We start from the raw sequence: 11828 nt of genomic DNA, 5'->3' as shown, positions 1-11828 counted from the left end.
GAGAGGAGTAATTGACGTGAGCAGAAAAATATTAGTAATTGGGGAAGTAAAGGACGAAGCATTACGAAATGTTTCTTTTGAAGCGATTGCAGCAGCAAAAAAGGTTAATCCTAACGGAGAAGTAGTTGGACTTATATGCGGAAATGGTGAACTTACTCCTTTAGGAGAAGAAATGGTCCAATATGGTGCAGATCGTGTAATTACAGTAGCCCATGAAAATTTACAAAACTACACGTCTGAAGGATATGGTCAGGCAGTCATGGCAGTAATTGAGGAACAAGCTCCCGACGCTATAGTGATGGGACACACGGCAATAGGAAAAGATCTTACTCCAAAATTAGCAAGCAAACTGAATACAGGCTTGATTTCAGATGCAGTGGACATTGAGGTGGATGGCGATCGCGTACAATTTGTCCGTCCCATTTATTCAGGAAAAGCATTTGAAAAGAAAATCATCACAGATGGATTAACTTTTTTTACTATTCGACCAAATAACATCGCACCACTAGAAAAAGACCCATCAAGAACAGGAGATGTTAGCGAGAAAACAGTGGATGTAGCAGATATCCGCACGATTATTAAAGAGGTGGTAAGAAAAGCTTCAGAAGGTGTAGATCTCTCTGAAGCAAACGTAATTGTAGCAGGTGGTCGCGGTGTAAAGAGTGCAGAAGGCTTCAAGCCTTTATATGAACTTGCTGAAGTATTAGGTGGAGCAGTCGGTGCTTCACGGGGCGCTTGTGACGCGGAATACTGTGATTACTCCTTGCAAATTGGTCAAACAGGAAAGGTGGTTACACCTGATTTATACATTGCCGTAGGTATTTCAGGAGCAATTCAGCATTTAGCAGGAATGTCGAATTCCAAAGTGATTGTGGCGATTAATAAAGACCCTGAAGCAACTATATTTCAGATAGCCGATTATGGGATTGTGGGCGATTTATTTGATATTGTTCCATTGTTAATTGAAGAGATTACAAGATTAAAGTAACATCCCATTTGTTTTGTTAAGATGAGGAAATATCGAAATGACTAACTTTAAAAGTGAATGTTGTGTATTTATATTTGGAAAGAAAGGTGACTTTGCTAGGGAGGAAAGACATCGGTGAGACCCCGCAGTTCGTTAGCGGGGAAGCTCACCAGTCACTATGAGATGAGGAAAGTATATTTCCTGAGTGGATTACTTGCGCCATTCATCATTTCTCAGTAGTTCGGATATGTTGGTGAAAATCTTAATGTCCCAACCCTTTTCATTTGATTATTGTTTGCATCTAGATAGGTGCCTATAATGGATGCTCATCAAAAAGGGATAGACTTTCAACTATGTACATAACGAAGTGAGCGTATGAATTGATTTTAATGTTTGAGAAATGATATAACCGAGGCATAAGCAAATTATTAGGAAGCTTATAGAAACGGTGATATACTCAACGTAATCATGAAAGGTTTTAAAAGGAGGAGTGAAAGAATGGCAATTATCAATGCTACTGACCAGACATTTGCGAAAGAAACGGCAGAAGGTCTAGTACTTGCAGATTTTTGGGCGCCGTGGTGTGGTCCATGTAAAATGATTGCACCGGTTCTAGAAGAAGTTGACAGCGAAATGTCTGATAAAGTTCAAATTGTAAAATTAGATGTAGATGAAAACCAAGAAACGGCGGGCAAATTTGGTGTGATGAGTATTCCAACACTGTTGTTATTTAAAGATGGTCAAGTTGTTGACCAAGTAATCGGTTTTCAACCAAAAGAGGCATTAGTTGATTTAATTAACAAACATGCTTAAAAAATGATATACTATTCAGTAGAATAGAAAATAAGAAAATCCCTTGTTACTATTAGTGACAAGGGATTTTCTAGAGTCGTACAGCGCAGAACATGTCTGTTAAGGGAATGAGTGTTAGATGAACCAGAATATAAAAGATAAATTAGCGGTATTACCTGCTAAACCAGGCTGCTATTTAATGAAAGATAAATACGAAACGGTCATTTATGTTGGGAAATCCAAAGTATTAAAGAATCGGGTTCGTTCTTACTTTACAGGAGCCCATGATCGAAAAACGCAGCGATTAGTTCAGGAAATTGAAAGCTTCGAGTACATCGTAACCTCCTCAGAAATAGAAGCACTTATTTTAGAAATGAATTTAATTAAAAAATATGACCCTAAATATAATGTTATGCTAAAGGATGATAAATCGTATCCATATTTAAAGATTACTGCAGAGCGTCACCCAAGATTACTAATTACGAGGAAGATAAAAAAAGATCGCGGAAAATACTTTGGTCCATATCCAAATGTAATTGCAGCTAGAGAAACTAAAAAATTATTAGATCGGCTATATCCTCTAAGAAAATGTAATAACCCTCCTGGACGTCCTTGCCTGTACTATCATATGAATCAATGCTATGCCTGTAGTGACAAACCACCGACGAAAGAAGAATATGCAACTATCGTGCAAAGTGTTTCATCCTTCTTACAAGGTGGGTTTAAAACAATAAAAAAAGATTTAACGGAAAAAATGTATCAAGCGAGTGAACAATTAAATTTTGAAAGAGCTAAGGAATTAAGAGATCAAATCCAGCATATTGAATCTGTCATGGAGCAACAGAAGATGACGTTGAATGACCAGACGGATCGAGATATTTTTGCCTATAGTTATGATAAAGGGTGGATGTGCATTCAAGTGTTTTTTATTCGGCAAGGGAAGTTGATTGAACGTGATATTGCTGTATTTCCGTTTTTTGATGAGGCAGAGGAGACGTTCCTCAGTTATGTTGGTCGTTTTTATCTTCATCAAAATCATCCGAAACCGAAACAAATTCTTGTTCCGCTTGGTACCAATGTAGAGCTGTTAAAGGATTTATTGGAAGTGGATGTGCATACACCATTTCGCGGTAGAAAAAAAGAGTTGGTTAAACTCGCTGAGGAAAATGCACGAATCTCATTGCATGAAAAGTTTTCCATAATGGAACGTGATGAAGAACGAACGATTGTAGCTGTAGAGCATTTAGGAGAACGGTTAAATATCGAGACGCCGCACCGTATTGAGGCGTTTGATAACTCCAATATTCAAGGAACAGATCCTGTTTCCGCAATGGTCGTTTTTATAGATGGAAAACCGGCGAAAAACGAATATCGCAAGTATAAAATTCGTGATGTAAAGGGACCTGATGATTATGAAACGATGAGAGAGGTTATCCGGAGGAGATATACGAGAGTGCTCAAAGAAAAATTGCCGCTCCCTGATTTAATTATTGTAGATGGAGGAAAAGGGCAAATGAGTGCCGCACTGGATGTGTTGGAAAACGAGTTGGGGCTTGATGTTCCTCTATGTGGTTTGGCAAAAGATGATCGCCATAAAACAAGTGAGCTATTATACGGTTTTCCACCTCAAGTTATTGATTTGGATCGCAAATCGAATGAGTTTTATCTTGTGCAACGAGTGCAGGAGGAAGTGCATCGTTTCGCCATTACGTTTCATCGTCAGCTCCGTGGGAAAAATGTGGTGCAGTCAGAATTGGATAACATCCCAGGCGTTGGTCAAAAACGGAGGAGATTGTTGTTAACGCATTTTAAAACGATAACCGAAATAAAACAAGCTAGTATCGATGAATTCACGAGATTAGGAATTCCACGTGATACAGCGGAAAATATTATTAACCATTTTCAAACCGCCAAAACAGAAAAGCAGTAGCACCATTCGTTCGGGTTCTACTGCTTTTTTCGTGCTGGTGATTGTTTAGTTATGTTTCGTATTTACTTAACTTCAATTCAGCTTATTGAGATTACTTCAATCTGGTAGCTCCTTGTCGGAGTAAGAGTGCTTATGTTCTGATCAAGCTCGTTAAGCTAATACATTATCATGTTAATCTGTTGAAAACATCGCCTTAAATTCAACTTGATGAATCCTTTTATTAATGGATTCTATACATTCACAATCTCTATTTTCAATTTGCAAAAGAGCTTCTGCCAAGAAACCAGCTTCCAATCTGAAATCAGTAGGGAAAGAGGCTTGCAAGCGAAGTGCAACGGCATCAGCCATCAATTGAAAAGTGATTGATTTACGCTTATCTTTAACCATTTCTAATTGCCCCCAGCCTAAAAGGGCGAATAAACGAATAATATCTTCCATCGTCTGTATATCAAACTTCCGCGCTAGTTTTCTGCCCATGAAATATAACAATGTATGGGATTCTTTTCCTAATAATTCTGGTAAGCTAATATATCGCAAAATATCATATCCTGCACCTTCTGTATGTAATGTTCCTAATTCACTAACGGATATTACCGTTTCTTGTTGATTTATCATTTGTGTCATCCTCTCTACTAATAATCCCAACCAAGAAAAATATAAAAAGCGCTTATAGTCAAAAAAAATTAGCTTATTAACATATTAATATTGTTGATTGTCTAGAAATAATCTACCGAATAACCATCCTAAAAGATATGTATGAAAGTCGATATGTACATCAAAATCTATTATACTTGTGATTGTTAGTCTTTTGTATGGATTGATCCTTTACATATTAAAAGGCCGTAACTTTTTTATGCACTTACATTAGAACCGAAGACAAAATCGTATTGCCCTTTTTTTCTGTATCCAATACTTCTATTATCTATAAAACTAGGGTTACCCGCAAGTATAGTACTACATTTTGTGACTTCTTACAGTTTATCATAATTAGGTCAACTACTAAATGATGTAATTGATTTTATCTCGCATGTAGCTAACCGTGAGTTCCCACTACCCTCCGAAGAACCATGAAGAACCATAGGATATGTAGGTAAGGGGGGCCAACTGTCAAAAAGTGTTCGATTAAGGCACGTTCCGTATCATAGAGAATGCTTCTAGCAAATATGGGATGTGTTTGGCAACATGTATAACTAACCATCAGAAAGAGAAGGACCTTGATTGAAATTCCATTTTATCAGACTTTATTTAGTCTGCAACAGCAATCCTACCGATTCTTCTTATCCTGAGATGATTGTTTTATAGTTAGTTGTTTCATATAAAGAAGAGTTCCTTTAATGTGAATATTTTTAACGCATTCAAAAATAGAAATAAAGGTACCGTTTTCTTGACGCTTGAAACAGTTAGAAGTACAATAAACATGTCACAATTGTACAATGTCAACTCGTCGTACTTTCCTTTTTTGAGAAATGTAAGAGTTGAACTTTTAAATATGTACAACATTATGAAACTAACTACTGATCAAATTAAGGGGGGGAACACATTGACAGAGCATCGTGAGTTTCTAACAAGAAGATTGCACTCGTTATTAGGTGTAATTCCAATCGGTATCTTTTTGATTCAGCATTTAGTGGTGAATCATTTCGCTGTTTATGGGGAAGAAAATTTTAATAAAGCAGCGGAGTTCATGCACAGTCTTCCATTTAGACTAGTATTGGAGTTTGGAGTTATTTTCATCCCAATTTTGTTTCATGCGATTTTAGGGGTATATATTGTCTTTGTAGCACGAAACAACATGAGAAATTATAGCTTTTTCCGTAATTGGATGTTCTATTTACAGCGAATAACGGGAGTTATTACATTTGTCTTTGTTGTATGGCATGTGTGGGAGACAAGAATTCAATTAGGGTCAGAAGGAGCAGACTACAGTCTCATGGAAGGAATTCTTTCCAATCCATTTATGTTCTGGTTCTATATGATTGGTGTTCTATCTACTATTTTTCACTTTGCCAATGGTCTATGGAGCTTCTGTGTGACATGGGGGATTACGCAAACACCTAAGTCACAAAAAATTGCTACATATGCAACTCTGATTGTCTTCTTAGCGTTGAGTTATGTTGGGGTAAGAACAATCATCACGTTTGCGTACGGTGTCTAATTTAAAGGAACAGGGAGTGGGTGACAAGTTATGAATAAACGAAAAATTGCCGTAGTTGGCGGAGGTTTGGCTGGCTTAATGGCAACAATAAAAGCAGCAGAAGCAGGAGTAAGTGTTGATTTATTTTCAATTGTTCCTGTAAAGCGCTCTCACTCTGTATGTGCTCAAGGTGGAATAAATGGTGCAGTCAATACGAAAGGGGAAGGAGACTCTCCTTGGCTTCACTTTGATGATACAGTGTATGGTGGAGATTTCTTGGCAAATCAGCCGCAAGTAAAAGCGATGTGTGACGCAGCACCTGGAATTATACACATGTTTGATCGCATGGGTGTTATGTTTAACCGTACACCGGAAGGATTGCTGGACTTTCGTCGATTTGGTGGAACACAAATGCATAGAACAGCATATGCAGGGGCAACAACAGGGCAACAATTGCTTTATGCGGTAGATGAACAAGTACGTCGCTATGAAGTAGAGGGCCTTGTTACAAAATATGAAAACTGGGAATTTGTTCGGGCGGTAATCGATGAAGAAGGCGTTGGTAGAGGAATTGTAGCTCAAAATGTGAAAACACACGAGATCAAAGCATTCCCATCTGACGCAACTATTTTTGCCACTGGGGGACCTGGAATTATCTTCGGTAAATCTACCAATTCAATGATTAATACAGGATCTGCTGCAAGCAAATTGTATCAGCAGGGAGCAAAATATGCGAATGGAGAATTTATTCAAATTCATCCAACGGCCATCCCAGGTGATGATAAATTACGATTAATGAGTGAATCTGCTCGTGGTGAAGGCGGCAGAATTTGGACATATAAAGATGGAGAGCCGTGGTATTTCTTAGAAGAAAAATATCCGGCTTATGGAAACCTGGTACCAAGAGATATCGCCACACGTGAAATATTTGACGTATGTGTTAATCAAAAGCTTGGTATTAACGGTGAAAACATGGTGTATTTGGATCTATCTCATAAAGATCCGAAAGAGTTAGATATAAAACTAGGTGGAATTATTGAGATTTATGAAAAATTTGTTGGCGAAGATCCTCGAAAAGTACCGATGAAAATCTTCCCTGCTGTCCATTATTCTATGGGTGGACTGTGGGTTGATATTAATCAAATGACTAATATTCCTGGGATTTTTGCTGCGGGAGAATGTGATTATTCGCAGCATGGTGCTAATCGACTTGGTGCTAACTCACTATTGTCGGCCATTTATGGTGGGGCTGTTGCTGGTCCAAAAGCAATGGAGTATATTGAAGGTTTAGATAAACATGTAGATGATTTGCCAGCTAACTTATTTGAAGAAAATGTAAAAGCTGAACAGGATAACTTTGATAAGTTAATGAGCATGGATGGCGAAGAAAATGCCTATCAACTTCATAAAGAGCTTGGTCAGTGGATGACCGACAATGTTACCGTAGTGCGTGAGAATAAGAAATTACTAGAAACGGATGAAAAGATTCAAGAGCTACTTCAGCGTTTTGATAACATTAATATTAATGATACATCTCGTTGGAGCAACCAAGGTGTCATGTTTACACGACAACTGGAAAACATGCTTCATCTAGCTCGTGTCATTACACAAGGCGCTTATAATCGAAATGAGAGTCGCGGTGCGCATTATAAGCCAGAATTTCCAGACAGAAATGATGAAGACTGGTTGAAAACTACTATAGCAGAGTTTGATATGGAAGAAAAAGCGCCAAAGTTTTCTTATGAGGATGTCGATATTTCATTAATTAAGCCTCGTAAGCGCGACTACACGAAAAAAAACGAAGGGAGTAAGTAAGAATGGCTGATAATAAAACAATTACGTTTATTATAACTCGACAAGACAGCCCTGATTCTAACTCCTATAAAGAAACGTTTAAAGTACCATATAAGCCAAATATGAACGTTATTTCTGCATTGATGGAAATTAGGCAAAATCCGGTTAATGCAAATGGGGAGAAAACGACACCAGTACAATGGGATATGAATTGTCTCGAAGAAGTATGTGGTGCATGTTCCATGGTGATCAATGGGGTTGCAAGACAATCTTGTGCAGCACTTGTGGATCAGCTTGACCATCCGATCCACTTAGAGCCAATGTCAACATTTCCAGTTGTTCGTGATCTAATTGTTGACCGTGAACGCATGTTTGATGCATTAAAACAAGTGAAAGCGTGGATACCCATCGATGGTACACATGATTTAGGTCCTGGACCACGTATGCCCGAAAAGAAACGCCAATGGGCTTACGAATTATCTAAATGTATGACGTGTGGCGTCTGTTTGGAGGCTTGTCCAAATGTGAATGACAAATCCAATTTTATTGGACCAGCTGCTATATCACAAGCTCGTTTGTTTAACGCACATCCAACCGGAGCGATGAATGCAAGTGAACGGTTAAATGGGTTGATGGAAGACGGTGGTATTGATGGTTGCGGAAATTCGCAAAACTGTGTACAAGTATGCCCTAAAGGTATTCCATTAACAACCTCTATTGCTGCAATGAACCGAGCTACAAACATTCAAGCGTTTAAAAACTTTTTTGGAAGTGACAACGCACATTAACATCTAGTTTTGACAAACGGCCCTCTGCCTCTAGCTAGGCTTTGGGCTGTTTTCCACTTGAAAAAGTGAGAAATTTTTGAATAGCGGTTTGTTTTGGTGATTTTGTTTATTTATTCACGCACACACCCAGGAAATATTATTGCTCCACATTATTTTTTAACTTTGGGAAATACTTTTCTTATGCAGCTTGGGGAAGTCAATATGTAAATTCCAGGATAGTAGTAAAAGGGGTCTTAACATTAATTAGGTTAACATATTACCATACCAGGAAATCTATAATGTTTCTTTGCTTTTGGCATGGGACAAGTAGGTAGTTAAGTGGAAAAAGGTAGCTAATAGTATGTTTTTGATGGCGAATTACATAACTGTGCAAGTATGAAAGTTCAATTGTTCAATAGCCGTGAGAGTATTCTAAGCCCACGTATTATATATCTAATTGATGAGGTGAGTGAAAGCATGAGAATTTCTTATATAGAAGATTTAAATCAATGGCGCTCTACATTTTCCTTTTCCATCCCGGTTACAGTTCGTTTTTCTGAGACAGATCTATTCGGACACATGAACAATACAGCAGCGTTTATTTATTTTGAACAGGCCAGGATCGAATTTTTAAAAGCAGTTGGCATCTTTGATGGCAATTTAAATACCGATGGCATCCCCGTAGTATCTGATTTGCAATGTGATTACTTAAAACAATTGTATTTTGATCAAACCGTTGATATTTATGTAAAAGCGCACCATGTCGGTAGATCATCTGTTGATATTCATTATATGGTACTAGACGACAAACAAGAAATAGCTTTAACCGGACGAGGAAGGCTTGTCTATATTCATGCAAAAACAGGCAAGCCTGTATCATTGGAAAAAACGATGAGAACGGCATTGTTGAAAAAGTAAAACCTATGGATTGAATTGTTTCGTGTATGTCTGTAGTAATAGTCCATACAGGTCCATGTATTAAGTGTGAGCTTAATGAATGAATCGGTTGTAAAAGGAATACCAGTTGAGATTGTTGGCTTAGGGTTTGGAAAAATATGTCGCAATCCTAATCAAGATTTTGGCGTTTACAATAGGAAGGAGTGTATGTTAAAAATAAAACAAATAATAAATAGGAAGATAAAAACATTTGTCATCTGGCTTGAATGTGTCGATTAATCTCAAAGAAGATTTCTGTTAACCCTTATAAATGTACGCACCGTTTAATTGCTTTCACATAAGCTATTATTGACTAAATAATTTCCCTTCATTTTGCAGCTCTATTGACAGCAAGGAGGGGTTACCATTTGAAGGACAACGAGTATAAACCGAAGCAATTATTAACCAAACGGGAAAAAGAAGTATTCGAGCTATTAGTACAGGATAAAACCACAAAAGAAATTGCCCAGGAATTATTCATATCAGAAAAAACAGTCCGAAACCATATTTCAAATGCTATGCATACCAATTGCAAATGCTTAAAAAAACGAATGGATAATGGTGCTATAGGATGCGATTATCCATTCTGTATTAAAAAATAAATGATTGTTTGTGAACACTTAAGAGTAATTAAAGGTACCAAACTCCGATATCTACCTCCATCAAGATTAGCAGTTTAAATAGCTAGCGATATTATCTGTACATGTATAACATTTTCATCTTGACAATATCATAAGGAGATAACTACCTGCCCATAGAAGATATGCGACTTGTGTTAATATATACATTGAAGTCTCAAAAGTAGTAAGCTTCCTTTCTCTTTTAATTTGCCTCAATTGAATATAATAAAAGAAAGAGGATAGTAGCAAGAGCAGTATAGATAAATCGTTTATATTATTTAAAATGTTAATATACGACAACTCCTTTTAATTTACTTTATTCTATCGACTAAATTTCATTCAATGATATTACCTATTGGTATTAGCCTCTTATGTGGAGTATAAGATTGATCCAAAATGTTCTTATAAAACATCATGTAATGAAATAAAAGAATCTGTAAATGTATGGTTACATTTACAGGTTCTTGATATATGCTAAAGAGACTCTATTCTACTGGAGTGGCTCCACAAGTTAGTGAAAATACAAATATAACAGCTGGATTAATGGATATACCAGCTAATGCAAGAATACCAGCTGCAGCAATCCAATCTTTATTTTCAACGTATCCTAAAAACTCGTCTAACACATCTCCGGCAATACCTACAGCATCAGCCCAACATCTTTTAAAAGCGTTGTCAAAAGTTGTTATTCCTTTTTGGCTATTCATATAATTAAGAACATTTAGAATGCCATCCTTTTCTTTTTCGCTAAAAGATGAATTATTCAGCTCTTGTTTATCAAGAACATATTCACCAGTCGATTCGTCCTTAACAGCAATTTCAGTGAAGATGTATTCTAACTCAGAAGCCATAGCTTCCACTTCTTCAGGTGAAACTTCCTTTTTCTTTTCATTGCTAACTGTTTGAGCTGACACAGCTATTGGTAGCATAGTTACTGTAAAAATTGTCACTAACGATATAATTTTCTTCAACATAGTAATCCCTCCATTTTAAATAATTTACTATAATGTATATAGCTAGAGTAATAGAAAAAATCCTATAGCTGTTGATATATTACTTGTTTTCCCTCCTTAAAATATTAATAAAATTTTCTGTAATATTATAGCTCACTACAATGTTAACAGTCTTTATCATTTGGTAATATAGTAAAAACTAACCAATTATATTATTGGTTTTGTAAAATGAATTTAATTCCACTTAAAAAGTTTTAGTTCTAAATACCCGCCCAAACTAATTTTTAAATGACAAATTTGTTCAGGGATACCGTAAGTTGCAGCTACTTCTTTAATGGTAATGTTTGTGCTTACATATTCATAGAGACACTCATCTGGCAGAAGAAGCTCTACAGCAAAGGTGTTTGCTTCTACCTTCAATCTTACTTACTGGAAGGTAAGTGGTACTCCGTAAGAAAGGGGTATTTACTCTTGTATGTAATTGAGAGTGACCGAGCTCATGAGCACATACAAATCTTTTAGTTATGTCATCTAAATTAGAATTAATAAAAATATTTGATTTTTTCTATCATATTTGTAAAACCCCTTGATTTCGTCATGTAAATTCCACTCGATAACATGGACATTTTTAAAGTTTGCTAGTTCAAATGGATTATTAGAACGATACTTTTTTATTAATTGATTTACTATATCCTTTATCCAACTCAATCGATCCATCCTCCCATCATAGTGTAGCCATCCTTTTTTATAATATCGACATAGCGGCAGTTTCTTAAAGTAAAGGCCTGATGCTACGTTTTTGCTCATCATGAAGACTTAAAAGAAATAGGTTAAGTGCATTTCTATTATTTGCATCAAGGTAAGAGGTGACCTGTTTTGCTAAGATGGAGGTTTTAATAGATAAATATACCTATCTATATTCCTGCAACTGGAAA

Annotated in this window: 11 protein-coding genes and 1 pseudogene; 8 read left to right on the top strand and 4 right to left on the bottom strand. The window is 36.6% G+C overall.

All coding sequences use genetic code 11. From position 1 onward, the window contains the following. Positions 1-16 precede the first annotated feature (16 nt). The 3 genes from D1839_RS05575 to uvrC all read left to right on the top strand — a co-directional run bounded on the left by D1839_RS05575 (position 17) and on the right by uvrC (position 3689). The gene (locus tag D1839_RS05575; protein ID WP_120379049.1) at positions 17-988 is read left to right on the top strand and encodes an electron transfer flavoprotein subunit alpha/FixB family protein; all 972 of its coding nucleotides are present in this window, start codon (positions 17-19) and stop codon (positions 986-988) included. Positions 989-1465: 477 nt separating this feature from the next. Next, positions 1466-1780 (top strand): thioredoxin, encoded by a 315-nt coding sequence (gene trxA / locus D1839_RS05570; protein ID WP_050353311.1) that lies wholly within the window; start codon positions 1466-1468, stop codon positions 1778-1780. A gap of 118 nt (positions 1781-1898) precedes the next feature. After that, complete coding sequence (gene uvrC, locus D1839_RS05565) at positions 1899-3689, top strand: excinuclease ABC subunit UvrC (protein ID WP_120379047.1); 1791 nt, start codon at positions 1899-1901, stop codon at positions 3687-3689. A 171-nt stretch (positions 3690-3860) separates the two neighbouring features. On the opposite strand, the gene D1839_RS05560 is transcribed toward uvrC, so the two are convergent. Further along, entirely contained in the window at positions 3861-4304 is a 444-nt protein-coding gene (locus tag D1839_RS05560) for a YslB family protein (protein WP_120379046.1), read from the bottom strand. Between the two features lie 925 nt (positions 4305-5229). Between D1839_RS05560 and D1839_RS05555 the strand changes: the two genes are divergently transcribed. From D1839_RS05555 to D1839_RS05535, 5 genes and pseudogenes are all read left to right on the top strand, one after another. Continuing rightward, a complete protein-coding gene (locus D1839_RS05555; RefSeq protein WP_286164732.1) occupies positions 5230-5844 on the top strand; it encodes a succinate dehydrogenase cytochrome b558 subunit in 615 nt (204 codons plus the stop codon). Positions 5845-5874: 30 nt separating this feature from the next. Then, the gene (sdhA, locus tag D1839_RS05550; RefSeq protein WP_120379045.1) at positions 5875-7638 is read left to right on the top strand and encodes a succinate dehydrogenase flavoprotein subunit; all 1764 of its coding nucleotides are present in this window, start codon (positions 5875-5877) and stop codon (positions 7636-7638) included. Positions 7639-7640: 2 nt separating this feature from the next. After that, positions 7641-8405, top strand: a complete 765-nt coding sequence (sdhB, locus tag D1839_RS05545) for a succinate dehydrogenase iron-sulfur subunit (RefSeq protein WP_120379044.1) — start codon at positions 7641-7643, stop codon at positions 8403-8405. A 456-nt stretch (positions 8406-8861) separates the two neighbouring features. Then, complete coding sequence (locus D1839_RS05540; protein WP_120379043.1) at positions 8862-9302, top strand: acyl-CoA thioesterase; 441 nt, start codon at positions 8862-8864, stop codon at positions 9300-9302. Positions 9303-9688: 386 nt separating this feature from the next. Beyond that, positions 9689-9841, top strand: a pseudogene (locus D1839_RS05535) (helix-turn-helix domain-containing protein); the annotation flags it as partial. A gap of 584 nt (positions 9842-10425) precedes the next feature. On the opposite strand, the gene D1839_RS05530 reads toward D1839_RS05535, so the two are convergent. From D1839_RS05530 to D1839_RS21275, 3 genes are all read right to left on the bottom strand, one after another. Then, positions 10426-10914 carry a hypothetical protein gene (locus D1839_RS05530; protein ID WP_120379039.1) on the bottom strand — a complete coding sequence of 163 codons (489 nt, stop codon included), beginning with the start codon at positions 10912-10914 and terminating at the stop codon, positions 10426-10428. Positions 10915-11127: 213 nt separating this feature from the next. Then, positions 11128-11313, bottom strand: coding sequence for an ImmA/IrrE family metallo-endopeptidase (locus D1839_RS20755; protein ID WP_286164731.1), 186 nt, complete (start codon positions 11311-11313; stop codon positions 11128-11130). Continuing rightward, the gene (locus tag D1839_RS21275) at positions 11264-11440 is read right to left on the bottom strand and encodes an ImmA/IrrE family metallo-endopeptidase (RefSeq protein ID WP_442970606.1); all 177 of its coding nucleotides are present in this window, start codon (positions 11438-11440) and stop codon (positions 11264-11266) included. The genes D1839_RS20755 and D1839_RS21275 overlap by 50 nt, the downstream gene beginning before the upstream one ends. Positions 11441-11828 lie beyond the last annotated feature (388 nt).

This window comes from Roseburia sp. 1XD42-34, assembly GCF_009917385.1.
Taxonomy (GTDB): domain Bacteria; phylum Bacillota; class Bacilli; order Bacillales; family Amphibacillaceae; genus Virgibacillus.
This window is presented reverse-complemented; position numbering and strand designations above follow the sequence as displayed.

Bases quoted from the DNA above. Each gene is read 5' to 3' on its own strand.
- trxA (WP_050353311.1), top strand. From the start codon at position 1,466: ATGGCAATTATCAATGCTACTGACCAGACATTTGCGAAAGAAACGGCA.
- uvrC (WP_120379047.1), top strand. From the start codon at position 1,899: ATGAACCAGAATATAAAAGATAAATTAGCGGTATTACCTGCTAAACCA.
- D1839_RS05560 (WP_120379046.1), bottom strand. From the start codon at position 4,304: ATGATAAATCAACAAGAAACGGTAATATCCGTTAGTGAATTAGGAACA.
- sdhA (WP_120379045.1), top strand. From the start codon at position 5,875: ATGAATAAACGAAAAATTGCCGTAGTTGGCGGAGGTTTGGCTGGCTTA.
- sdhB (WP_120379044.1), top strand. From the start codon at position 7,641: ATGGCTGATAATAAAACAATTACGTTTATTATAACTCGACAAGACAGC.
- D1839_RS05540 (WP_120379043.1), top strand. From the start codon at position 8,862: ATGAGAATTTCTTATATAGAAGATTTAAATCAATGGCGCTCTACATTT.
- D1839_RS05530 (WP_120379039.1), bottom strand. From the start codon at position 10,914: ATGTTGAAGAAAATTATATCGTTAGTGACAATTTTTACAGTAACTATG.